At 68.2% G+C, this 24,138-nt stretch carries 21 protein-coding genes and 3 tRNA genes; 6 read left to right on the top strand and 18 right to left on the bottom strand.

Annotated elements, in window-relative coordinates:
• The 4 genes from F817_RS13810 to F817_RS0112005 form a co-directional block, all read right to left on the bottom strand.
• Positions 1-360: GTP-binding protein (locus tag F817_RS13810; RefSeq protein WP_024326057.1), on the bottom strand; the 360-nt coding region annotated here is incomplete at its 3' end.
• 67 nt (positions 361-427) lie between these two features.
• A tRNA-Thr gene (locus F817_RS0112015) sits at positions 428-503 on the bottom strand.
• Positions 504-552: 49 nt separating this feature from the next.
• A tRNA-Gly gene (locus F817_RS0112010) sits at positions 553-626 on the bottom strand.
• Between the two features lie 56 nt (positions 627-682).
• Positions 683-767, bottom strand: a tRNA-Tyr gene (locus tag F817_RS0112005).
• A gap of 216 nt (positions 768-983) precedes the next feature.
• Here F817_RS0112005 and pilB point away from each other — a divergent pair.
• The 5 genes from pilB to zapD all read left to right on the top strand — a co-directional run bounded on the left by pilB (position 984) and on the right by zapD (position 6,316).
• On the top strand, positions 984-2,702 hold the full coding sequence (pilB, locus tag F817_RS0112000; RefSeq protein WP_024327885.1) for a type IV-A pilus assembly ATPase PilB: 1,719 nt from the start codon (positions 984-986) through the stop codon (positions 2,700-2,702).
• 43 nt (positions 2,703-2,745) lie between these two features.
• Positions 2,746-3,957, top strand: a complete 1,212-nt coding sequence (locus tag F817_RS0111995; protein WP_024327884.1) for a type II secretion system F family protein — start codon at positions 2,746-2,748, stop codon at positions 3,955-3,957.
• 3 nt (positions 3,958-3,960) lie between these two features.
• On the top strand, positions 3,961-4,824 hold the full coding sequence (locus tag F817_RS0111990; RefSeq protein WP_024327883.1) for an A24 family peptidase: 864 nt from the start codon (positions 3,961-3,963) through the stop codon (positions 4,822-4,824).
• Positions 4,825-4,832: 8 nt separating this feature from the next.
• Positions 4,833-5,477: a dephospho-CoA kinase gene (coaE, locus tag F817_RS0111985; protein WP_024327882.1), complete on the top strand. Its 645-nt coding sequence runs from the start codon at positions 4,833-4,835 to the stop codon at positions 5,475-5,477.
• 68 nt (positions 5,478-5,545) lie between these two features.
• Positions 5,546-6,316, top strand: coding sequence for a cell division protein ZapD (gene zapD, locus F817_RS0111980; RefSeq protein ID WP_024327881.1), 771 nt, complete (start codon positions 5,546-5,548; stop codon positions 6,314-6,316).
• A gap of 22 nt (positions 6,317-6,338) precedes the next feature.
• On the opposite strand, the gene F817_RS0111975 is transcribed toward zapD, so the two are convergent.
• From F817_RS0111975 to F817_RS0111960, 4 genes are all read right to left on the bottom strand, one after another.
• Positions 6,339-7,313: a Nudix family hydrolase gene (locus F817_RS0111975; protein WP_024327880.1), complete on the bottom strand. Its 975-nt coding sequence runs from the start codon at positions 7,311-7,313 to the stop codon at positions 6,339-6,341.
• Positions 7,294-8,505: a bifunctional glutamate N-acetyltransferase/amino-acid acetyltransferase ArgJ gene (gene argJ / locus F817_RS0111970; protein WP_024327879.1), complete on the bottom strand. Its 1,212-nt coding sequence runs from the start codon at positions 8,503-8,505 to the stop codon at positions 7,294-7,296. The genes F817_RS0111975 and argJ overlap by 20 nt, the downstream gene beginning before the upstream one ends.
• Positions 8,506-8,518: 13 nt before the next feature.
• A complete protein-coding gene (gene secA / locus F817_RS0111965; protein ID WP_024327878.1) occupies positions 8,519-11,317 on the bottom strand; it encodes a preprotein translocase subunit SecA in 2,799 nt (932 codons plus the stop codon).
• A 119-nt stretch (positions 11,318-11,436) separates the two neighbouring features.
• Positions 11,437-12,327 carry a M23 family metallopeptidase gene (locus F817_RS0111960; RefSeq protein ID WP_024327877.1) on the bottom strand — a complete coding sequence of 297 codons (891 nt, stop codon included), beginning with the start codon at positions 12,325-12,327 and terminating at the stop codon, positions 11,437-11,439.
• Positions 12,328-12,372: 45 nt separating this feature from the next.
• Between F817_RS0111960 and F817_RS0111955 the strand changes: the two genes are divergently transcribed.
• Positions 12,373-12,810, top strand: a complete 438-nt coding sequence (locus F817_RS0111955; protein WP_024327876.1) for a DciA family protein — start codon at positions 12,373-12,375, stop codon at positions 12,808-12,810.
• A gap of 19 nt (positions 12,811-12,829) precedes the next feature.
• On the opposite strand, the gene lpxC is transcribed toward F817_RS0111955, so the two are convergent.
• From lpxC to murD, 10 genes are all read right to left on the bottom strand, one after another.
• Positions 12,830-13,750: a UDP-3-O-acyl-N-acetylglucosamine deacetylase gene (lpxC, locus tag F817_RS0111950; protein WP_231369414.1), complete on the bottom strand. Its 921-nt coding sequence runs from the start codon at positions 13,748-13,750 to the stop codon at positions 12,830-12,832.
• A gap of 124 nt (positions 13,751-13,874) precedes the next feature.
• Positions 13,875-15,032 (bottom strand): cell division protein FtsZ, encoded by a 1,158-nt coding sequence (ftsZ, locus tag F817_RS0111945; protein WP_024327874.1) that lies wholly within the window; start codon positions 15,030-15,032, stop codon positions 13,875-13,877.
• A 99-nt stretch (positions 15,033-15,131) separates the two neighbouring features.
• On the bottom strand, positions 15,132-16,367 hold the full coding sequence (gene ftsA, locus F817_RS0111940) for a cell division protein FtsA (RefSeq protein WP_024327873.1): 1,236 nt from the start codon (positions 16,365-16,367) through the stop codon (positions 15,132-15,134).
• A 23-nt stretch (positions 16,368-16,390) separates the two neighbouring features.
• Positions 16,391-17,113, bottom strand: a complete 723-nt coding sequence (locus F817_RS0111935; RefSeq protein WP_024327872.1) for a cell division protein FtsQ/DivIB — start codon at positions 17,111-17,113, stop codon at positions 16,391-16,393.
• A 65-nt stretch (positions 17,114-17,178) separates the two neighbouring features.
• Positions 17,179-18,117, bottom strand: a complete 939-nt coding sequence (locus F817_RS0111930; protein ID WP_024327871.1) for a D-alanine--D-alanine ligase — start codon at positions 18,115-18,117, stop codon at positions 17,179-17,181.
• On the bottom strand, positions 18,114-19,076 hold the full coding sequence (gene murB / locus F817_RS0111925) for a UDP-N-acetylmuramate dehydrogenase (RefSeq protein ID WP_024327870.1): 963 nt from the start codon (positions 19,074-19,076) through the stop codon (positions 18,114-18,116). The genes F817_RS0111930 and murB overlap by 4 nt, the downstream gene beginning before the upstream one ends.
• Positions 19,073-20,503, bottom strand: a complete 1,431-nt coding sequence (gene murC / locus F817_RS0111920) for a UDP-N-acetylmuramate--L-alanine ligase (RefSeq protein WP_024327869.1) — start codon at positions 20,501-20,503, stop codon at positions 19,073-19,075. Before murC ends, murB begins: the two co-directional genes overlap by 4 nt.
• Positions 20,500-21,594, bottom strand: a complete 1,095-nt coding sequence (murG, locus tag F817_RS0111915) for an undecaprenyldiphospho-muramoylpentapeptide beta-N-acetylglucosaminyltransferase (RefSeq protein ID WP_024327868.1) — start codon at positions 21,592-21,594, stop codon at positions 20,500-20,502. The genes murC and murG overlap by 4 nt, the downstream gene beginning before the upstream one ends.
• Positions 21,591-22,796 (bottom strand): putative lipid II flippase FtsW, encoded by a 1,206-nt coding sequence (gene ftsW / locus F817_RS0111910; RefSeq protein WP_024327867.1) that lies wholly within the window; start codon positions 22,794-22,796, stop codon positions 21,591-21,593. The genes murG and ftsW overlap by 4 nt, the downstream gene beginning before the upstream one ends.
• Positions 22,793-24,136, bottom strand: a complete 1,344-nt coding sequence (gene murD / locus F817_RS0111905) for a UDP-N-acetylmuramoyl-L-alanine--D-glutamate ligase (protein WP_024327866.1) — start codon at positions 24,134-24,136, stop codon at positions 22,793-22,795. The genes ftsW and murD overlap by 4 nt, the downstream gene beginning before the upstream one ends.
• Positions 24,137-24,138 lie beyond the last annotated feature (2 nt).

The following is a 24,138-nucleotide window of genomic DNA, read 5'->3' as shown; positions in this document are numbered from 1 at the left end:
GATGTGCTCGCGGGTCTGCGGCATCGGGCCATCGGCCGCCGACACCACCAGGATCGCTCCGTCCATCTGCGCCGCACCCGTGATCATGTTCTTCACATAGTCCGCGTGCCCGGGGCAGTCGACGTGCGCATAGTGACGCGTGTCGGATTCGTACTCGACGTGCGCGGTCGCAATCGTAATACCGCGGGCCTTCTCTTCCGGCGCGTTGTCGATCTGGTCAAAGGCACGGGCTTCACTACCGTACTTCTTACCCAGCACCGCCGTCATCGCCGCCGTCAGCGTCGTTTTCCCATGGTCCACATGACCAATCGTCCCCACATTCACATGCGGCTTCTTACGCTCGAACTTTTCCTTGGACATCTCTCGCTTCCCCGGATCGTGACGCTAAAACTCAACAGCGACGCAGGTTGTACGCTGACGTTAATTATGGAGCTCATGACCGGATTCGAACCGGTGACCTCTTCCTTACCAAGGAAGTGCTCTACCGACTGAGCTACATGAGCCAAACTACTGCCAGGGCCTCGCCCGACCTGGTATCGACCAGACCAGTACTGGAGCGGGTGATGGGAATCGAACCCACATCATCAGCTTGGAAGGCTGAGGTTCTACCATTGAACTACACCCGCAGAACCCTGGCTTGTCGAACCACCGCCCACTAGAGGCCGCTGGTTTGAAAACCCGATGGTGGAGGGAGGAGGATTCGAACCTCCGAAGGCTGAGCCAGCAGATTTACAGTCTGCCCCCGTTGACCGCTTGGGTATCCCTCCTCGATCAAGCCGCGTATTCTGAACCAGCGCGAAGCGCAGCGTCAAGCACTCCGCCACACCACGGTTGCCGGAACCGCAACAGCCTTGTCTTTCGCAGGGTTGCTTCCTATGATCGGGGCCTAAGCAGGGCGCGCTCGGTGTCCGTCAGCGCGTTTCCCTTCCGCCGCGGACGCACGTAGAGTGTGGCCCATCACTGGTTTGTACACGCAGAGGCCCATGGCGAACACCACTACGGCACCGCGGCTACCCGGGCTGGCGAAGCGCCTGGTCGAGGCCGGGCTGATCGCGGAGGACATTGCGTCCCAGTTGGTCGAGGAGGCGCAGTCGCAGCAGACCCCCCTGATGACGCTGCTGGCGACCAAGGGCCAGGTCGCCGAAGCACGCCTGGTGGAGGCAGCCGCCGAGGAGTTCGGGCTGCCGGTCTTCGATCTTGGCAGCTTCGAGCCCGAGCTGCTGCCCAAGGATCACCTCAACGAAAAGCTGATCCAGAAACACCACGCCCTGCCGCTGATGGCCCGGGGCAACCGGCTCTACATCGCCGTCTCCGACCCCACCAACCTCGGTGCCACCGACGAATTCAAGTTCGCCACCGGGATGCCGGTGGAGGCCGTCCTGGTCGAGCCCCACAAGCTCGACCGGCTGATCGACAGTGCGCTGAGCGCCGCCTCCTCGCTGATGGACGACCTCGGGGATGACGGGCTGGACAGCCTGGCCATCGAGTCGGGCAGCGACGAGGACAAGGATGCCTCGGACACCGCCGAGGGTGCCGACGATGCGCCGGTGGTGCGCTTCGTCAACAAGCTGCTGATGGACGCGATCAATCGCAAGGCATCGGACATCCACCTCGAACCCTTCGAGAAGGACTTCCGCGTGCGCTTTCGGATCGACGGCGTGCTGCACGAGGTCGCCCACCCGCCAAACTCGCTGGCGCCGCGCATCACCGCACGCGTCAAGGTGATGTCGCGCATGGACATCGCCGAGCGCCGTGTACCGCAGGACGGGCGCATCAAGCTGAAGCTGTCGCGTACGCGGGCGATCGACTTCCGTGTCTCGTCGCTGCCGACGCTGTACGGCGAGAAGATCGTAATGCGTATCCTAGACCCCAGCAGCGCCTCCATGGGGATCGACCAGCTGGGTTACGAGGAGCACCAGAAAGAGGCCTACCTGCGGGCGCTCAGCCGCCCCTACGGCATGATCCTGGTCACCGGCCCGACCGGGTCCGGCAAGACGGTCTCCCTCTACACCGGGCTCGGCATCCTCAACACCGCCGACCGCAACATTTCGACCGCCGAAGACCCGTCCGAAATCAACATGCAGGGGGTCAACCAGGTCAACATCAACCCCAAGGTCGGCCTGACCTTCGCCAGCGCCCTGCGCGCCTTCCTGCGCCAGGACCCGGACGTGATCATGGTCGGGGAAATCCGTGACCTGGAGACCGCCGAGATCGCCATCAAGGCGGCCCAAACCGGCCACCTGGTGCTGTCGACCCTGCATACCAACGACGCGCCGCAGACGCTGACGCGCCTGGCGAACATGGGCGTGCCGCCGTACAACATCGCCTCGTCGATCCTGCTGATCATCGCGCAGCGCCTGGCGCGCCGGCTGTGCCCGAACTGCAAGGAACCGGAAAAGCTCCCGGAAGAAGTGCTGCGCAAGGAAGGCTTCACCGACGCCGACATCCAGGCCGGGGTGAACGCCTACCGCGCGGTGGGCTGCGACCAGTGCACCAACGGCTACAAGGGCCGCCTGGGGATCTACCAGGTGATGCCGATCAGCGAGGAGATGCAGCGCGGCATCCTGGAGGGCTACAACTCCATGCAGCTCGCGGAACAGGCGGAAAAGGAAGGGATCGAGGACCTGCGACGCGCCGGCCTGGTGAAGGTAATGGGGGGGCTGACCAGCCTCGAGGAAGTCAATCGCGTGACCAAGGACTAGTGCCGCAAGGGGCACGGGTCACCAGCTACAGGGGGACAGGGGGATGGCCGACTCCGGGACGATCTACACCTGGGAAGGACTGAACAAGAACGGCGACCGGGTCAAGGGCGAGACCCCGGCCGACAACGAGGCCACCGCGCGCGCCGAGCTGCGCAAGAACGGCATCAACGTCGTCAAGATCCGCAAGAAGCCGAAGTCGCTCTTCTCCGGCGGCAACAAGAAGATCGTGCCGGCGGACATCGCCTACTTCCTGCGGCAAATGACCACGATGCTTCAGTCCGGCGTGCCGCTGGTGCAGGCCTTCGAGATCGTCGGCCGCGGGAACGAAAAGCCCGCGATGCGCGACCTGGTGCTGAAGCTGAAGGCCGACGTCGAGGGCGGCGAGACCTTCGCCAAGGCCCTGTCCAAGCACCCGCGGCACTTCGACGACCTGGTCATCAACCTGGTCGAGGCCGGCGAACAGGCGGGGACGCTCGAGACCCTGCTGGACAAGATCGCCACCTACAAGGAAAAGACCGAGGCCCTGAAGGCCAAGATCAAGAAGGCCCTGTTCTATCCGGCCGCGGTGGTCGTGGTCGCGATCGTGGTGACCGCGATCCTGCTGATCTACGTGGTCCCGCAGTTCGAGGCCCTGTTCCAGGGCTTCGGCGCCGACCTGCCGGTGTTTACCCGCATGGTGGTGGATCTCTCGGAGTTCACCCAGAGCTGGTGGTGGGCCATCCTCGGCGTCCTGGTGGCGATCGGCTTCGTCTTCGTCCAGGCCAAGCGGCGGTCGCCGCGCTTCGCCCGCTTCCTCGACATCATCATCCTCAAGGCACCGGCCTTCGGACCGATCCTGCGCAAGGCGTCGATCGCGCGGTTTGCCCGCACGCTGTCGACCATGTTTTCCGCCGGCGTCCCGCTGGTGGATGCCCTGGGCTCGGTCTCCGGCGCCACCGGCAACGCGGTCTACCGCGAGGCCACCCTGCGCATGCGCGACGAGACCGAGGCGGGCGGCCAGCTGCAATGGTCGATGCGCAACACCGGCGTGTTCCCCAACATGGTGGTGCAGATGGTCGCGATCGGCGAGGAGTCCGGCTCGCTGGACTCCATGCTCGCCAAGGTTGCGGACTTCTACGAGGCCGAGGTCGACAACGCCGTGGACAGCCTGTCCAGCCTGCTCGAGCCGCTGATCATGGTGGTCCTGGGCGTGCTGGTCGGCGGTCTGGTCATCGCGATGTACCTGCCCATCTTCCAGATGGGCCAGGTGATCTAGGAGATGCTGGCCGAAACCGGCGCGCAACTGGGCAGCTGGGCACTCCCGATTGCCGGGGTGCTCGGGCTGCTGATCGGCAGCTTCCTCAATGTCGTCATCATGCGCCTGCCGGTGATGCTGGAGCGCGACTGGGAACGCGAGGCACACGCAATCCTCGAGACCGAGCCCGCTGGCGAGCGCGAGCACTTCGACCTGGTCCGCCCGCGCTCGCGCTGCCCGCAGTGCCAGCGTCCGATCGAGGCACTGGAAAACGTGCCCATCCTCAGCTTCCTGTTCCTGCGCGGGCGCTGTCCCGGCTGCGGGACCCGCATCAGCTGGCAGTACCCGGCGGTCGAGGCCCTCACGGCGCTGCTGTTCGTCGTCACCATCTGGCATCTGGGACCGAACGCCGCGGGCCTGCTGGCCCTGGTGTTCACCGGCGTGCTGATCGCGGCCGCCGGAATCGATGCCCGCACCACCCTGCTCCCCGACCAGCTGACCCTGCCGCTGCTGTGGCTGGGGCTTCTGGTCAACATCCCCGGGACCTTCACCGACTTGCAATCCGCCGTCATCGGCGCCGCGGCCGGCTACCTCGTGCTGTGGCTGATCTTCCACGGCTTCCGCCTGCTGACCGGCAAGGAAGGCATGGGCTTCGGCGACTTCAAGCTGCTGGCCGCCCTGGGCGCCTGGCTCGGTTGGCAGGCCCTGCCGGTGATCCTGCTGCTGGCCTCGCTGGTTGGCGCGATCGTCGGCATCGCCCTGATCCTGCTGCGCGGCCGCGATCGCAACATCCCGATCCCGTTCGGGCCCTACCTTGCCGCCGCCGGCTGGCTCGCGCTGATCTGGGGCGACGACCTGCTGACCCTTTACTTCCCTCAGGGGCTGTAGGCAACCCCATGCTGCGCGTCGGACTTACCGGGGGCATTGGCTGCGGCAAGAGCCGCGTCGCGGGTCTGTTCGCCAGCCACGGGGTCCCGGTGTTCGACGCCGACACCGTCAACCGCGAACTCCAGGCGCCGGGCCACGATCTCTACGCCGCCATCGTGGACCGCTTCGGTCCCGGCGTCCTCGACGCGCGCGGCCATCTGGACCGCGGGGCCCTGCGCAGCCGGATCTTTGCCGACCCGACGGAACGCGAGGCCCTCGAGGCACTGGTCCACCCGGCGGTGGAGCAGGCGATCGAGGAGCGTCTCGCCGCCCTGCCCGCGGATGTGCCCTATGCCCTGATCGTGGTGCCGCTGCTTTTCGAGGCGGGCTGGGAGGCGCGCTTTGACCACGTGATCGTGGTCCACTGCGAACCCGGTGAGCAACTTGCCCGGGTCACCCAGCGGGACGGCCGCAGCAACGCCGAGGTAGAGGCCATCCTCGAGGCCCAGATGAATCCCGAGGAACGGCGGCTGCGGGCGGACAGCGAGATCCGCAACACCGAACAGACCACCGATGCCGAACTGGCGAACCAGGTAGCAGAACGCGACACCGCCCTGCGGCAGTGGGCCGCCCGTGCCGCCTCGCGGGTAGAAATCCGTCCCCGAGATACCTGATACTCCCGGGATTGCCGGGCCATTCATCCCAAGGCGTTACTTGGGCCCTCCTGCCGAACGGGCACGCCGTGAGTCAAACCCTGACCTTCGAACAACCTCTGCATGAACGCGTGCGCCTCCTGTTGCGCCTGGAGGCCCTGAACGCGCGCTTTGCGGATGCTCTGGAAAGCGGACGCCCCTTCGACCATCACGAGGCCCTGGTGTCACTGGTGGATATCTACGCCCTGGTCACGCGCGTGGACATCAAACGCGAACTGATGGGCGAGATCGAACGCCAGACCGCCAACCTGAACCGCCTGGCCAACCAGCCCGGCGTCGACGCCGACCGCTTTCGCGAAACCATGGACGCCCAGAAGCGGCTGCATGACGCCCTGGAGGAACAGGCCGGCGCGCTCGATCACCGCGTACGCGGCAGCGAGTTCTTCTCCAGCGTTCGCCAGCGCATGGCCCTCCCGGGCGGGGCGTTCGACTTCGACCTGCCGATCTACCACTACTGGCTGGCACAGCCCACGCAGGCGCGCAGCGAACTCCTGCTCGAATGGTTCGAGCCGCTGAACACCGTGGCCGAGGCGACTGCCCAGGTGCTCCGCTACATGCGCCGCTCCGGCCGTTCCGAGCCGGTCACGGCCGAGGAAGGCTACTTCGAGCGCAACCTCGATACCGCCCACGCGTGGCAACTCATCCGCGTGACGGTGGACCCCGCACTGGGTGTCTATCCGGAGATCAGCGGCGGCCGGCAACGCTTTACCGTGCGCTTCTTCGCGCCCGGCGACTTCCGCGAGCGCCCGGTGCCGGCCAGCCGTGACGTCCCCTTCCAGCTCTGCTGCTGCGCGATCTGAAACGCCGCCCGACCCGGCGAGATCAATCCAGCAGCCCGCGGATAGCCGCGATGCCCTGGGCACCCGCGGCGCGCGCCGGTGCCAGGGTGTCCGGGCTCATACCGCCCAGCGCATAGACCGGGATCGCGGCACCCCGCACCCACGCCGCGAACCGCTCCCAGCCCAGCGCCTCGGCCCCGGGATGCGTCGCGGTCGGGCACACGGGCCCAAGCACCGCGAAATCCAGCCCCAGCGCCGCCGCACGGTGGAGGCCGCTGCGGTCGTGGACCGAGGCGGCCACCCAACCGCCAGTGGCGGGCCGTTCGTCCAGTCCGCGCCAGCGCCGCTCCGGCAGATGCAGCCCCACCTCCGGGAAGCCCGCAAGCCACTCCGGGGGGGCATTCGCCAGGACCGGAATCCCGAGATCCCGGGCCGGTCCCGCGATGGCCGCGAGAAAGTCGCGATAGTCGTCCTCGCCCAGGTCGGGCGCCCGCACCTGGACCATCCCGGCGCGCCCCGCGCGCAGGGCCTGTACCACGCGTTGTTCCAGGGGCGCGGCCTGCGCCGCGTTCGCCGGTGACGGGGTAATCAGATAGGACGCGGGGAGCCGCAGGGCGTGGAGCATCGCGCGATTCGCGGCCGGAAACGCGGTCGGGTCCAGCTCGGCCGGAGCACGCCATTCCATGGGCTGGCCCTCGCGGCCCCGGGGCACGCCCGACCACGCGTAGACGCGGAAGACGTGCAGCCGGACCGCGCGCTCCGCGTAGGCGTGCTCGATGGTCAGGCACTGGTCGGCGCTCGCGACCGCAAGCCCCAGCTCTTCCTCGAGCTCCCGCGCCAGCGCGGTCGCGGGCGACTCGCCGGCAGCCACCTTCCCGCCGGGGAACTCCCAGAGCCCGGCCAGGTGGCGCGCACCCTGGCGGCGCGTCACCAGCACGCGGCCATGGGGGTCGAGGATCAGCCCAACCGAAACCTCGACCGGGGAGGAAGACACCGGCTCAGGACCGGTACTCGGCATTGATGCGCACGTACTCGTGGGAGAAATCGCAGGTGTACTTGTGCGCCAGCGCATCCCCGCGGCCGAGATCGATCCGGATCAGGATCTCTTCGGCAGCGAAGGCGCGCTGGCCATCGGCCTCGGCGTAGTCGGGGGCACGCCCGCCATCGCGCACGATCTCGACGTCGTTCACGCGGATCGCGACACGCTCGATCACCAGGTCCGGGACCCCGGCGCGCCCCACGGCGGCGAGGATCCGGCCCCAGTTGGGGTCGGAGGCGAACAATGCGGTCTTGACCAGGGGCGAGAGCGCCACCGTCTCGGCGATCCGCGCGGCCTCCTCGCGGGTCCGGGCACCGGCCACCTCGACGGTCACGAACTTGGTCGCCCCCTCGCCATCGCGGACGATGGCGTGGGCCAGCTCCAGGCAGACGGCGTCCAGCGCCGCGGCAAAGGCCTCGCGGTCGGCGGTGGTAGCCAGCCCGGCGCCGCTGGCACCGCTGGCCATCACCACCACGGCATCGTTAGTGGAGGTGTCGCCATCCACCGTGATCGCGTTGAAGCTGTCGCGATTGGCCTGGCGCAGCAGGCCCTCCAGCTCCGGGGCCTCGATGGCGAGATCGGTCCCGATGAAGGCCAGCATGGTCGCCATGTCGGGATGGATCATCCCGGAGCCCTTGGCGACCCCGGTCAGCGTCACCTCGCCCTGCGAGAGCGTGACGCGGCGGCTGGTCCCCTTGAGCACGGTATCGGTGGTCATGATCGCGCGCCCGGCCTGCATCCAGGTATTGGGTGCCAGGCCGGCGTGCAGCCCCGGCAGCGCGGCAACCACGCGCTCCACCGGGAGTGGCTCGCCGATGACGCCGGTCGAGAACGGCAGGACCGCGTCCGGCGCGCCTCCGGTAACCCCGGCCAGGGCATCGCAGCATGCCCGCGCGGCGGCCAGCCCCGGCTCGCCCGTACCGGCATTGGCATTGCCGGCATTGATCAGCAGCCAGCGTGCGGCACCCCGGGCCTGGTGCTCGGCGGCCACCACCACGGGTGCGGCGCGGAAGGCATTGGTGGTGTAGAGCGCGGCGACGGTCGCATCCGGACCGGCGTCGATCAGCACCAGGTCGTCCCGTCCGGCGTAGCGAATACCCGCCGCGGTCGCGGCCAGGCGGATCCCCGGAACCGGGTGCAGCACCTCCGGGGCGGTCAGTCCTACGGCCATGCGGTCCGCCCCCCTACAGCTTGCCGTGGCAGTGCTTGAACTTCTTGCCCGAGCCGCACCAGCAGGGCTCGTTGCGTCCCAGCTTGGGCTCCTCGCGTCGGTACGGGGCCTCGCCCCCGGCAACCGGCTCGCGCGGACGCTCCTCGCCCTCGGCGCCGGCCTTCAGCGCGCTGTCGGGGTTCTGGTGCTGGAATTGCAGGTCGTCCTCGGCGGGAGCGGCCTTCTTCGGCTGGAGCGCCTCGACCTCCTCGGGCGAGCGCAGCTGCATGCGCAGGAGGAACTTCACGACGTCATGCTTGATGCGTTCCAGCAGGGACTGGAACATCGCGAAGGCTTCCTTCTTGTATTCCTGCTTCGGATTGCGCTGGGCGTAACCGCGCAGCCCGATGCCCTGGCGCAGGTAATCCATCGCGGCCAGGTGCTCCTTCCACTGGCTGTCCAGGACCTGGAGCATCACGTCACGCTGCAGACGGTTCATGGTCTCGTCACCCAGCTGCTCGCGCTTCCCGACCAGCAACTCGCGGGCATGGCCGATGATGCGCTCGCGCAGCGGCTCCTCGTGCAGATCGTCCTCGTCATCCAGCCACTGCTGAACCGGCAGATCGAGCCCGAACTCCCCGATCAGGGCCTGCTGCAGGCCCTCGACGTCCCACTCGTCCTCGATCGAACCCGGCGGGATGTACTGGCTGATCAGGGCATTGACGACATCTTCCACCAGGGTGTCGATGGTCTCGCTGATGTCGTCGGTGGTCAGCAGCTCGGCGCGCTGGTCGTAGATTACCCGGCGCTGGTCGTTGGCGACGTCGTCGTATTCGAGGAGCTGCTTGCGGATATCGAAGTTGTGCGCCTCGACCTTGCGCTGGGCATTCTCGATGGCGCGCGAGACCCAGGCGTTCTCGATCGCCTCGCCCTCCTTCATGCCCAGGCGCTGCATCAGGCCGCGCACCCGCTCGGAGGCGAACACCCGCATCAGGTTGTCTTCCAGAGACAGGAAAAAACGGCTGGAACCCGGGTCGCCCTGGCGCCCGGAGCGTCCGCGCAGCTGGTTGTCGATGCGCCGCGACTCGTGGCGCTCCGAGCCGATGATGTGCAGGCCGCCGGATTCGATCACCGCGTCGTGGCGCTGCTGCCAGTCGGCCCGGATCGCTTCCTGCTGCGCGGTGTCCTCCGGGTCCACCTCGGCCAGCTCGGCGTCCAGCGAGCCCCCGAGCACGATATCGGTGCCGCGACCGGCCATGTTGGTCGCCAGGGTCACCGCCTTCGGGCGGCCGGCCTGAGCGATAATCGCGGCCTCGCGCTCGTGCTGCTTGGCGTTCAGGACCTCGAACGGGATGCCGGTCTTCTTGAGGGCATCGGCCAGGCGCTCGGAGCTCTCCACCGAGGCCGTCCCGACCAGCACCGGCTGGCCGCGGTCCACGCACCACTGGATCTCCTTGATGATGGCGGTGTACTTCTCTTCCTGGGTCAGGAAGACCAGGTCCTGCATGTCGTCGCGCACCAGCGGCTTGTTGCCGGGGATCACGACCACTTCCAGGTCATAGATGGTCTTGAACTCGTAGGCCTCGGTATCTGCGGTACCGGTCATCCCGGCCAGCTTGTCGTACAGGCGGAAGTAGTTCTGGAAGGTGATCGAGGCCAGCGTCTGGTTCTCGCGCTGGATCGGCACGCCCTCCTTCGCCTCGATCGCCTGGTGCAACCCCTCGGACCAGCGCCGTCCGGCCATGATGCGGCCAGTGAACTCGTCGATGATCTGGACCTTGTCGTCGCGCACCAGGTAGTCGACATCGCGCTGGAACAGCGCATGGGCGCGCAGGGCCGCGTTCAGATGATGCAGCACCGCGATGCTCGCGGAGTCGTACAGGGTCTGGTGCTCCTCCAGCAGCCCCGCCTGGCGCAGCAGTTCCTCGGCCTTCTCGTGACCCTCCTCGCTGAGGAAGACCTGCTTGGCCTTCTCGTCGACGAAGTAGTCGCCCTCGCTCTCCTCGTCTTCCTGACGGGTCAGCTGTGGCGGGATGGTGTTCAGGCGTTCATAGAGCTCCGAGCTGTCGCCGCTGGGGCCGGAGATGATCAACGGGGTCCGCGCCTCGTCGATCAGGATGGAGTCGACCTCGTCGACCACCGCGAAATTGAGCGCGCGCTGTACCCGCTGATCGGCCGAGAAGGCCATGTTGTCGCGCAGGTAGTCGAAGCCGAACTCGTTGTTCGTCCCGTAGGTAATGTCCGCGGCATAGGCCTCGCGGCGGGTCACCGGACGCAGGTGGTCGAAGCCCCCTTCCTCGGCCTGGTACTCCGGATCGAAGAGATAGGAGGCGGAATCGACACCCAGGCCGCCGGAGCTGTTGACCACGCCGACCGAAAGGCCCAGCGCGTGGTAGAGGCGCCCCATCCAGGCCGCGTCGCGCCGGGCCAGGTAGTCGTTAACCGTGACCACGTGCACGCCGTCGCCGGTCAGCGCATTGAGGTAGGCCGGGAGGGTCGCCACCAGGGTCTTGCCCTCGCCGGTGCGCATCTCGGCGATGCGGCCGTCGTTCAGGACCATGCCGCCGATCAGCTGTACATCGAAGTGGCGCAGCCCCAGGACCTGAGCGCTCATCGCGCGGCAGACGGCGAAGGCCTCCGGGAGGAGCTTCTCGAGATCCTCGCCCTCGCCCAGGCGGCGCTGGAATTCCTGGGTCTTGTGACGCAGTTCGTCCCGCGACAGCGCCTCGGTGGAGTCGGCGAGCGCATTGATGCGCTCCACCGCGCGAGTATAGCGCTTGAGGATGCGATCGTTGCGACTACCGAAGATCTTCTGAACGAGCTGCTTGACCATGGGGATCCGAAAGGGTTGGCTGAAACCCGCCTAGGATAAACGATCCGCCGGGGAAACGCTGTGCCGGCGAGACCCGAAGCCGCGGGGTCTCCCGCGCGCCGGCGCGGCCCCGCGCGGGCTCAATCCCGGTCGGGGAGAAAGTCGTAGGGGTTCAGGGCCTGGCCGGCGTTGACCACCTCGTAGTGCAGGTGGGTGTCGGTCGCGCGGCCGGTGCGGCCCATGGTCGCGATCACCTCCCCGGCCTCCACGCGCTGGCCGGGTTCGACCAGGATCTCCGCGTTGTGGGCGTAGCGGGTATTCAGCCCGCCACCATGGGCGATCTCGACCAGGTTGCCGAAGCTGCTGTTGCGCCCCGCGAACACGACCAGGCCTCCGCCCGCGGCGCGAATCTCCGAGCCGGGGCGCCCGGCAAAGTCCATCCCGGAATGGAACCGGCGGTTCCCGGTGAACGGGTCCTCGCGGTAACCGAATGCCGAACTGATCCAGGCGTCATCCTCGACCGGACGCTGCTGCGGAAACAGCGCTTCGCGCGCCGCTTCCAGGCGCAGTTCGGAATCGACCGTGTCCACCGCGGCGCGGTGACGCCCCAGCAGATGTTCCAGCGCCAGCAGGCGATCGTGCATCTCCAGCGGCGAATCCGGACCGTCCAGTAGCGGGCCGCCCTGGCCGCCCGGGTCCGGCGCCAGATCGGCCACGTCCAGGCCCAGGGAATCACCCACCGAACGAATGCGCAGGTCCACCCGCGACAACTGGCGCTCCAGCGCGACGACGCGCTCGACCAGGTGATTCAGGCCTTCCTGCGCCGCCTCGCGTTCAGCCGCTTCCACTGCGACCGGGTCCAGCGTGGTGGTCACCGGGATGCGGACGACCTCGCGCTGGCTTTGCCCCGCCAGATAGGCCATCACCACCGCCGCGGCGATCAGCAGCACCAGGGCCGACCCCGCGAGGGCCATGGCCCACAAGGGGAGGCGTGCACAAAGGCCGTCCGGACGTAGTACGATCAACTGCATGCGAAACCTCTTGTTGTGTCCGCCCCATCCTGCGCGAGTCACCGAATGACACCGCAGCGGATTACCCGCTTCATCGCCCGCGACTGGTCCGCGCATTCCAGCCGCGACCGCGGCGTGGAACGCGCCCTCGAGGGGCTGGTCGGCAATGCCCTGCAGGCCGGACGCCTGGCGCTCACCCTGCGCGAGGACACCCTGGTCGCGATCTGCGCGGACCGCGGGCTGGCGACCGAGCTGCGCTTTCAGCAGCGCGAACTGCTCAAGACCCTGAGCGCCGCGGGCTTCGAGGGCATCGAGCAGATGCGCATCCGCCTGACCAGCACCCCGCGCGCGCCCGAGCCGACGGCGCAGCGGGAACGCCGCGAGATTCCGGACGAGGCCCGCCGGATCCTGCACGACACGGCCGCCAGCATCCCGGACCCGGGACTGGCCGGCGCCCTGGAGCGGCTCGCCCGGGCCGCCAGACCGTCACCGCGGAAGGACTGAACCCGCCCGGAGACGGGTCTCAGCCGGCCGGCGTCGGCGCGAGCTGACCGAAGGAGATCGGCAGGCGTTCGTTCGGATCCTCGAAGGTGACCCGTTCCCACGCCGTCTCGTCGGCCAGCAGTTGGCGAATCAGCTGGTTGTTCAGCGCATGACCGGACTTGTGTCCGGTGAAGGCGCCGATCAGGCTGTGCCCGAGCAGGTACAGGTCCCCGACCACGTCGAGGATCTTGTGCTTGACCAGCTCGTTGTCGTAGCGCAGCCCATTCTCGTTGAGGATCTTGTAGTCATCGAGCACGACCGCGTTGTCCAGGCTGCCGCCCAGCGCCAGCTGATTCGCCCGCAGGGCCTCGATGTCACGCATGAACCCGAACGTACGGGCGCGCGAAACCTCCTTGACGAAGGAGGTGGACGAGAAGTCCAGCTCGGCACGCTGGCTTCCGTCGGTAAACATCGGGTGTTCAAAGTCGATACAGAAACCGACCTTGAACCCGTCGTAGGGATCGAAGCGCACCCACTTGTCGTCCTCGCGGACTTCCACGCTGCGCTTGACCCGGATGAATTCCTTGGGCGCGTCCTGTTCCTTCAGTCCGGCGGACTGCAACAGGAACACGAAGGGACCGGCACTGCCGTCCATGATCGGCACCTCGGCGGCGCTCACGTCGACGTGCAGGTTGTCGATTCCCAGTCCGGCAATGGCCGAGAGCAGGTGCTCCACGGTCGAGACCCGGACGTCGCCGTTGACCAGCGTGGTGGAGAGCCGCGTGTCACCGACGTTGTCGGCACAGGCGCGAATCTCGACGGACGGATCAAGATCGCAGCGATGAAACACAATCCCGGTGTTCACCGGAGCCGGCCGCAGGGTCAGCACCACCTTTTCTCCGGTATGCAGTCCTACCCCGGTCGCCCGAATGCTGTTCTTGAGCGTTCTTTGCCTGATCAACGAATTGAGCCTCTCTCTTCCAGGAGAGCGCATAAGGGGAGCCCGGGCCCTCCCGGGCTCCTCATGCACACAACGATTGCCGCATTATTGCAGGATTCCGCTCGTCCTGCATATCGGGCGGCTCTCAGTCCGCCTGTTTGCGCAGGAAGGCCGGAATATCCAGTACATCAATGCCTTGCTGCTGGTTGTAGTCGACCGCCAGGTTGTCGCCACCGCGGCGCTTGACGGTCGGCTGGTCCAGGTCCACCTCGACATCGGAACCGACGGCCTTCTTCGGCTGGGCATCGACCACACGCACCTGCGGACGCTCCGATTGCGTCGCCGGGGCACCGAGGCCGGTGGCGACCAGGGTCACCCGCAGCTCGTCGGTCATCTCCGGATCGATCACCGTACCGACCACCACGTTGGCGTCCTCCGAGGCCAGGGCCTTGACGGCCTCGCCGACTTCCTCGAACTCGCCGATCCCGACATCCAGGCCGCCGGTCACGTTCACCAGGATGCCGCGCGCGCCGGAGATGTCGATGTCCTCCAGCAACGGGCTGGCGATCGCGGCCTCGGCCGCCTCGCGCGCACGATCCTCGCCGGAACCGGAACCGGTCCCCATCATCGCCATACCCATCTCGCGCATCACGTTGCGCACGTCGGCAAAATCAACGTTGATCAGACCCGGACGGGTGATCAGCTCGGCGATGCCCTGCACCGCGCCGAACAGCACGTCGTTGGCGGCCTTGAAGGCATCCAGCAGCGTGGTGTTCTTGCCCAGAACCGTCAGCAGCTTCTCGTTGGGGATGGTAATCAGGGAATCGACCTGTTCGGTCAGCGCCTTGATCCCCGACATCGCAACCTGCATGCGGCGCTTGCCCTCGAACGGGAACGGCTTGGTGACCACCGCGACCGTCAGGATGTTCATCTCCTTGGCGATCTGCGCCACCACCGGCGCGGCGCCGGTACCCGTGCCACCGCCCATGCCGGCGGTGATGAAGACCATGTCGGCCCCCTGCAGCAGGTCCTGGATGCGCTCACGGTCCTCCAGTGCGGCCTCGCGACCGACCGACGGATCCGCCCCGGCGCCCAGGCCCTTGGTGATGTCGCCGCCCAGTTGCAGCAGCGTCTTGGAATCCAGGCTCTTCAGGGCCTGGGCATCGGTGTTGGCACAGATGAAGTCGACGCCCTCCAGTTGCGAGTTGACCATGTGCTGCACGGCGTTGCCGCCGCCGCCCCCGACGCCGACGACCTTGATCGTCGCGTTCTGGCTATAGGTGTCCATCAGTTCGAACGTCATGATTGCGTCCTCTCGTTGCGTGTGTAGTACAAGACTTCTGTTTGCCTGCGTCATGGCCGGAGAGCGGTCCGGCCTCCTAAACTTCCGGGGTCCCGTTCATCAGAACTGTCCGGAAAACCAGCGCTTCATGCGCGCCCATACACCCTGGAACCCGCTGCTCACGGGCCGGGCCTCCTGCTCCGCACGCGACTCGCGGGCGTAGAGCAACAGCCCCACCCCCGTCGCATGGATCGGATTCTTCACAACATCCAGGAGCCCGGTGACGCGTTGCGGCACCCCCAGGCGTACGGGCATGTGAAAGACCTCTTCGGCGAGGTCCACCACACCTTCCATTCGGGACGAGCCACCGGTGAGTACCACCCCGGCGGCAATCATTTCTTCGGTGCCGCTGCGGCGCAGTTCCGCCTGCACCAGTTGCAGCAGCTCCTCGTAGCGCGGCTCGACCACGGAGGCGAGCGTCTGGCGCGACAACCTGCGTGCGGCACGATCGCCGACGCCGGGCACCTCGATGCTCTCGCCCGGGTCGGCCAGCGAGCGCAGCGCGCAGGCGTACTTGATCTTGAGTTCGTCGGCGTACTGAGTCGGGGTACGCAACGCCACCGCGATGTCGTTGGTGACCTGATCGCCGGCGATCGGGATCACCGCGGTATGCATGATCGCGCCGTGGGCGAACACGGCGATGTCCGTGGTGCCACCGCCGACATCCACGAGGCAGACGCCCAGGTCCTTCTCGTCCTCGGTCAGCACCGAGTAGCTGGAGGCGAGCTGCTCGAGGATGATGTCGTCCACCCGCAGCCCGCAGCGCTCCACGCACTTGACGATGTTCTGCGCGGCGGAGACCGCCCCGGTGACCAGGTGCACCTTGGCCTCCAGCCGCACCCCGGACATCCCGATCGGCTCGCGGATGCCCTCCTGCTCGTCGATGATGTATTCCTGCGGCAGGACGTGGAGGATGCGCTGGTCGGCCGGGATGGCGATGGCGCGCGCGGCATCGATCACCCGGTCGACGTCGCCGGCGACCACCTCGCCGTCCTTGATCGCCACCACGCCCGTGGAGTTGTAGCTCTTGATGTGCGAGCCCGCGATCCCGGTATAGACCGAGTGGATCTCGCAGCCGGCCATCAGCTCGGCCTCCTCCACCGCGCGCTGGATCGACTGCACGGTGGACTCGATGTTCACCACCACGCCCTTCTTCAGCCCGCGCGAGGGCGATGAGCCGATCCCGATAATCTCGATCTCGCCTTCCTCGGTCAGCTCCCCGACCACCGCCTCGATCTTCGAGGTCCCGACGTCCAGGCCGACGATCAGACCGGGTTCCGACTTCTTTGCCATCATCTTTCTGCGTCCTGTCGTTCGTGTCATCGGGCGTTCCCCGCACCGTCATCCGCCGCATCCGCCCAGGCCACCGCGAGCCCGTGCGGATAACGCAGGTCGATCCGTTCCACCGGGGCGTCGCGATAGTCGCGAATCGCGGGCACCGCTCGGACCAGCTGGCCCAGCCGGGCCAGGCTGGCGTCACGCCCCATCAGGACGCGCACGCCGTCCGCGAGATGGATGGTCCAGTCGTGGCGCTCGCCCTCCTCCAGCCCGGCCACCTCCAGCCCGGCATCGGCCAGCCGTGCTGAGACTTCCAGGTAACGATGCATGAGCACCACCTGACGCCCGTCGGTCCCGGTGAGGGCGGGCAGGCCCTCCCAGTCATCCAGTGCCACCGGCCCGAACAGGCGCCCATGGCGATCGACCAGGTGATCCTCGCCCCACTGCGCGACCGGGACCGGCTCGCGAATCTCTACTACCAGCGTGTCCGGCCACTGACGCCGCAGGCGGACGGCGTCGACCCAGGGTTGCGCCTCCAGTGCCGTCCGCAGGCGCTCCAGCTCGACCCCGACAAAGCCCGGCGCATGGGCACGTGCAACCTCGCGCACTGCCGCGACATCCGCTTGCTGCGGATTGCCGGTCACATCGATGTGTTCGATCGGCAGCCACGCATCCGGGTCGAACTGCAGCCAGGCCAGCGTGCCCAGCACCAGCAACGCGGCCAGGCCCATGCCCGCCATCAGGCGCAGCCCCGGGCCGGCCAGGCGGCGCAAGGGCGACGGCCCCTGCGACTGGGGCCGGCGCGCGGGTCGCGTTGTGCGCCGTGCGTTCAACGCAGTCCTCCACATTCGAAACTGGAATCGAGGATGCGCAGGCACAGCTCGTCAAAGTCGAACCCGGCCTGCGCGGCCGCCTTGGGCACCAGCGAGTGGTCGGTCATGCCCGGGATCGTGTTCACCTCGATCAGGAAGTTCTCGCCATGTTCGTCCTGCAGGATGTCTACCCGACCCCAGCCGCAGCCCTCCAGCGTCGCGAAGGCGGCGATCGCCAGGGACTGCAACTCCAGCAGCGCGCTGGAATCCAGCGGCGGCGGGCAAACGTAGCCGGTATCGTCGGCCTCGTACTTCGCGTGGTAGTCGTAGAAACCGCCGGGGGTGCGGATCTCGACCACCGGCAGCGGCTCGTTGCCGAGGATCGCGACGGTGTACTCGCGCCCGCTGATCCACTGCTCCGCGAACACCTGCCCCGGCTGCAGCCGCGCGGCCTCGAAGGCGGCCGGCAGATCGGCCACCCGATCCACCCGTGTGATCCCCAGGCTGGAGCCGCCGCGCGCCGGCTTCACGATCAGCGGCAGACCCAGGGCCTCGGCCACCGCCTCTGGGTCGAAGCCCGGCGTCAGCAACCGGTACGGGGCACTGGGCAGGTTGCTGCCCGCCCACAGCCGCTTGCAGGCCAGCTTGTCCATGCCCAGGGCCGAGCCCAGCACCCCGGTGCCGGTATAGGGCATGCCCGCCATATCCAGGCAGCCCTGCAGGGTGCCGTCCTCGCCGCATTCGCCGTGGAGCACGATGAACACCCGGTCAAAGCCCTCCAGGGCGAGGCAGCGAGCCGTTTCACGGGTCAGGTCCAGCGGATGGGCATCCACGCCCTGGCGCTGCAGGGCCGCCAGCACGGCCCGGCCGCTGTTCAGCGAGACCTCGCGCTCCCCAGACCAGCCGCCCATCAGGACGGCGACCCGGCCATAGTCTTGTGCGCTTCGCTTGCTCATGCCGTTCCCTCGCTTGCCTCGTTCGTCCCCGCGGGCCGCCCCAGAACCCGGACTTCAGGCTCCAGGTGCACACCGAACCGGCGCTGCACCTCGGCCTGGGCATGGCGCAGCAGCCACTCGATATCGGCGGCGCGCGCGGTTCCGTCGTGGGTAATGAAATTCGCGTGCTTGGGCGAAATCTCGGCTGCGCCATGGCGCAGCCCCTTCAGGCCGGCCGCCTCGACCAGACGCGCGGCGTGATCGCCCTCCGGATTGCGGAACACCGAGCCGCAGGACGGCAGGCCCAACGGCTGCTTGGCCGAACGTTCGCGCAGCAACTCGCGGATGCGCCGGGTACCGGCCTCCGGGTCGCCGGTGGCCAGCCGCAACACGCAGCCGGTGAACCATTCGTTCGCGGGCCCGCGAACGCTGCGATAGCCGATCGTGTAATCCGCGGGCGTACGGGTGTGCAGCTCGCCCTGCGAATCGACCGTGGCGACGGACTCGACCAGCGGCCAGATCTCGCCGCCCCATGCCCCCGCGTTCATGGCGAGCGCGCCGCCCACCGTTCCGGGGATTCCGGCCAGGAACTCGGCTCCGACCAGCCCCTCGCGGGCACCGAACCGCGCCGCCTGCGCGCAGGCCAGTCCCGCGCCCAGCAGCAGGCGTTCGCCATCCAGGCGCCGGCGCTCGTTCAGCACCCCGGAGAGATGCACGACCAGGCCTTCCAGGCCGCCATCGCGGATCAGGACGTTGCTGCCCAGGCCGAGGAAAGTCACCGGCATCTGCGGGGCGTGGGTCGCGTGGTCACGCAGCGCCTCCAGCAGGTCGTCGAGATCGGCCGGCTGAAACAGCCAGTTGGCCGGGCCACCCACGCGCCAGGACGTCAGCCCGGCCAGCGGGACCCGCGCCTCCAGCCGCCCGCGCGGCTGCCCGGCGAAGGGGGTCGCCATCGAATCCACTGCGCGCGCCGCCATCATGTGTCCCCCTCGGCGGTGCCGGCCAGCTGCTGCGGGAGCAGCCCGGCCAGCCGGCCGATGTCGCCCGCGCCCTGGGCAATCACCACGTCGTCGGGCCGCAGCATGCCCCGCAGGACGTCGACCACATCCCCGGCATGCTCGACGAATACCGGTTCCACCTGACCCCGCAGGCGGATGGCACGGGCCAGGCTGCGCCCGTCGGCGCTGGGGATCGGCTCCTCGCCGGCGGCGTAGACGTCCAGCAGGATCAGGACGTCGGTCTCCGACAACGCCTCGACAAAGTCCTCGAACAGGTCGCGCGTGCGGGTATAGCGGTGTGGCTGGAAGATCGTAATCCGCCGCCGCTCCGGCCAGGCGTCGCGGGCGGCGGCCTGGGTCGCGGCAATCTCGCGCGGGTGGTGGCCGTAATCATCGACCAAGGTCACCGGCCCGCTGGGCGCCTGCCAGGCCTGCACCTGGAAACGTCGGCCGATCCCCTGGAAGCGTTCCAGGGCAGCCTGGATCGCGGCCGGGGCCACCTCCAGCTCGTGGGCCACTGCAGCCGCCGCCAGCGCATTCAGCACGTTGTGGCGCCCGGGCAGGTTCAGGGTTACCGCAAACGGCTTCTGGCCGGGAAGCGCCAGGTCGAAGTACATGCGTACGCCTTCCTGGCGCACGTTCAGTGCGCGCACGTCGGCCGCCTGCTCGATGCCGTAGGTCAGGCGCGGACGTTCCAGTTCGGGGTAAAGGTCGCGTATCTGCGGGTCGTCCGCGCACAGCACGGCGATGCCGTAGAACGGCAGGTGATGCAGGAACTCCAGGAAGGTCGCGCGCAGCTTGCCGAAGTCGTTGCCATAGGTGCCCAGGTGATCGGCGTCGATGTTGGTGACGATGCTGATCATCGGCTGCAGGTGCAGGAACGACGCATCACTCTCGTCGGCCTCGGCCACGAGGTAATCCCCGGCGCCCAGGTTCGAGTGGCTGGCCGTGCTGTTCAGGCGCCCGCCGATCACGAAGGTCGGGTCCATGCCCGCTTCCGCCAGCACGCTGGCGACCAGGCTGGTGGTGGTCGTCTTGCCGTGGGTCCCCGCCACGGCGATGCCATAACGAAAGCGCATCAGCTCGGCCAGCATTTCCGCGCGGCGCACGATCGGGATGCCGCGGCGCCGGGCCTCCTGCACCTCGGGATTGGACGGGTTGATCGCACTGGAAACCACCAGGACATCCGCCTCGGCCACGTTCGCCTCGGTGTGGGCCTCCACCACCGGGATGCCCATGCCCTTCAGGCGCTCGACCATCGCCGACTGTCCGAGATCGGAACCAGAGACCAGGTAGCCCAGCTGATGCAGGACCTCGGCGATCCCGCTCATGCCGGACCCGCCGATGCCGACGCAGTGGATACGGCGAATGCGGCGCATGGCGTGGCGTGGCAGGCGTTTGGCGCTCATGACGATCCCTCCGGGCGGACACCCGCCATCTCCATGCAAGCATCCGCCAGCCGCTGCACGGTGTCGGGGCAGGCCTCCTCACGTGCCAGCACGGCTCGGGCGCGCAGGGCCTCGCGATCCAGCGGACCCACCAGCTCATGGATGCGCTCGGCACTCAGCTCGGCATCCGCGATCCGCCAGGCGGCACCGGAGCGGACCAGGGCCTCGGCGTTCGCAGTCTGGTGGTCGTCCACCGCATGCGGATAGGGGACGAAGATCGCCGGCACACCGGCGGCGGCGATCTCGGCCACGGTCAGGGCCCCGGCTCGGCAGATCACCAGATCGGCCCAGGCATAGGCGGCGGCCATGTCCTCGATGAAGGCACTGATCTCGGCCTCGAGGCCGGCGTCGGCGTAGGCGTCACGCGCCTCGTCGAGCGTACGCTCGCCCGCTTGATGGCGGATGTTCAATGGCTGCTTCTGCGCCACCATGGCCAGCCCGGCGGGAAGCACGCGGTTGAGCGAGCGCGCACCCAGACTGCCGCCCAGGACCAGGATGTTCAGGGGGCCGGCGCGCTCGTCGAAGCGCAACTCCGGTGCGGGCAGACCGGTGATCCGGTCACGCACCGGATTGCCAACCACCGTGACCGCCACGCGCTCGGGGAAGCTGTGTTCGAAGCCGGAATACACCCGGTCGGCCACCTTCGCCAGCCAGCGATTGGTCAGGCCGGCGACCGCGTTCTGCTCGTGGATCGCCAGGGGACGCCCCAGCGCCGCCGCGATCAAGCCGCCGGGTCCCGCCGCGAAGCCACCGAAACCGATCACAGCGTCCGGGCGCAAGCGGGTCATCAGGGCCAGCGCCGCCCACAGCGAGATGCCCAGCCGCCACGGCGCGAGCGCAAGGCCGACCAGACCCTTGCCGCGCACCCCGGCAATCGGGAGCGTGTGCAGTTCGATGCCGGATTCCGGCACCAGGCGTGCCTCCACGCCGCGCGCCGTGCCCAGCCAGCGTACCTCGGCGCCGCGGGCGCGCAGCGCCTCGGCCACCGCCAACCCCGGGAACACGTGACCGCCGGTGCCGCCGGCCATGATCAGGATGCGCGGGGTGGTCATGCCGCACCTCCCCGCCGGCGCCGGGCCGGCGGTGCCGCCCGGGGTGCCGGGACCTGGGCCTCGCGGTACACGCGCATCACCAGGCCGATGGCCGCCAGGGAAACGATCAGCGAGCTGCCCCCGTAGCTGAGAAACGGCAGGGTGAGCCCCTTCGTCGGCAGCAGTCCCATGTTCACCGCGAGGTTCAGGAACGCCTGTAGACCCATCCAGATCGCGACGCCGAAGGCCAGATGCGAGCCAAAGGCATGCCCGGCGCGCTCGGCGAACAAGCCGATCCGGATGCAGCGCCAGACGAGCAAGCCGAATAGCGCGATCAGGGCCACGACACCGACGAAGCCGAATTCCTCGGCGAAGACGGCGAACAGGAAATCGTTGTGCGCCTCGGGCAGGTAAAACAGCTTCTGGACGCTGTTGCCGAGGCCGGCGCCGAACCAGCCACCGGACCCGATCGCGATCAGCGACTGGGTCAGCTGGAAGCCCGTAGCGAACGGGTCCTGCCACGGGTCGAGGAAGGCGGTGAGGCGCGCCACGCGGTAGGGCGCGGCGACCGCGACCACCGCCATGCCGACCCCGATGGTCGCCGCCAGAGCCGCGAACTGCCAGAGCTTCGCACCGGCAAGGAACAGCATGCCCATGCCGATGGCGAGCATGATCGCGGCGCCACCGAAATCGGGCTGCAGGAGCATCAGGATGGTCCCGACCCCGAGTACGATCAACGGCCGGATGAACCCGAGGAAGTGCAACCGCAGGGTCGAGTAGTGGCGCACGATGTACCCGGCGAGGTACATCACCACCAGCAGCTTCACCAGCTCGGCAACCTGAAGGTTGAACATCCCCAGCGGGATCCAGCGCGTCGCGCCGTTGACCGTCCGCCCGACGCCCGGGATCAACACCGCAATCAGCAGCACCATCACCAGGATCAGCAGCCAGGGTCCCGCGCGCTCCCAGCGCGCCAGCGGCACCGACCAGAGGAAGGTCGCGACCGCCAGACCAATGGCGGCAAAGATCACCTGGCGCTGGAAGAAGTGCCAGGTATTGCCGAAATAGCGTTCGCCCAGCCCCATGGAAGCGGACGCGACCATCACCAGGCCGATGCCCAGCAGAATCGCCGCGACGGCCAGAAGGGGCAGGTCCACGTGGTCGCGCAGGCCGGCGACGAGGCCGCGATCCGGGAGTCCGAGGCGGGTGCTGGACACACTCATGCCGCCAGCCCCCGTACCGCCCGCGCGAAATCATCGCCGCGCGCCTGATAGTTCTCGTACATGTCCAGGCTGGCACAGCCCGGCGACAACAGGACGGTATCGCCCGGCTCCGCCCAGGCCGCGGCCTGGGCAACCGCGGCGGCCATATCGTCCACCCGCTGCACCGGGACCACCGAGGCCAGGGCACGGGCAATCACAGGTGCGTCCTCGCCCAGCAACACCACCCCGCGGACCTTTCCCGGGACGTAGTCGGCCAGCGGGGCGAAGTCCTGTCCCTTGCCCTGACCCCCGGCAATGAGCACCAACGGCCCCGGTGTGCCACGCAGGGCCGCCAGGGTCGCGCCCACGTTGGTGCCCTTGGAGTCGTTGATGTAGTCGACGCCGCCTACCTCGGCGATCCACTGTGACCGATGCGGGAGGCCGGCGAACTCGGCCAGGGCCGCCAACGCACGGGCGCGCGGCTCGCCGGGTTCCAGCCAGGGCCAGGCCAGGGCCAGGGCGGCCAGGGCGTTGGCCCAGTTGTGCTGGCCCCGCAGGCGCAGGCGCTGGGCCGCGAGCAGGACCTCGTCGCCACGCACCAGGTGCGGCCCGTCCTCGCGGGAGGGACGCACACCGAAATCGGCCGCGCCCGGCGGGGTATCGAGCCCGAAGGAGATCACCTGCAACCCTCGCGGCAAGGCGATCTCGCGCAACCATGCGTCCTCGCGGTTCAGCACCCCGCGTTCGGCACGGTCCAGGATGCGCGCCTTGGCGCGCACGTAGGCGTCCAGATCGGCATAGCGATCCAGGTGATCGGGGGAGATGTTCAGGAGCGCGGCCGCCGCGGGCGCCAGTGCCTCGCTGCGTTCGAGCTGGAAGCTGGACAGTTCCAGCACGTACACCTGCGGCGCCTGCTCCAGAAGATCCAGCGCCGGGGTACCAAAGTTGCCACCCACCGCGACGTGGTAGCCAGCCGCCTCGAGCAACTCGCCCACCAGGGCCGTCACTGTGCTCTTGCCGTTGGAGCCGGTGATCGCGACCACCGGGGCGGTCGCCCGTTCGGCGAACAGGTCGATGTCACCGGTCAGGCGGACACCCGCGGCGCGCGCCCGCTGCAGTACCGGGTGCTCAAGTGTGACACCGGGCGAGACGATGATGCGGGCATAGCGCGTGGCGTCCAGACCATCCAGCGGGCCGACCCAGGCATCCTTCAGCCACGCCTCCGCGGCCTCCAGCGCGACGGGTGCCGCGCGGGTATCGGTGAGCGCGAACGACTGTCCCTGCGCACGCAGGAAACGGGCCACCGAGAGTCCGGTTGCCCCCAGTCCCACGATCAGGTTGTCGCCGCCGGCGTGTTTCATGA

The organism is Thioalkalivibrio sp. AKL19 (genome assembly GCF_000420165.1).
GTDB lineage: Bacteria > Pseudomonadota > Gammaproteobacteria > Ectothiorhodospirales > Ectothiorhodospiraceae > Thioalkalivibrio.
The sequence above is the reverse complement of the archived record's forward strand: the minus strand, read 5'-3'. Positions and strand labels throughout refer to the sequence as shown.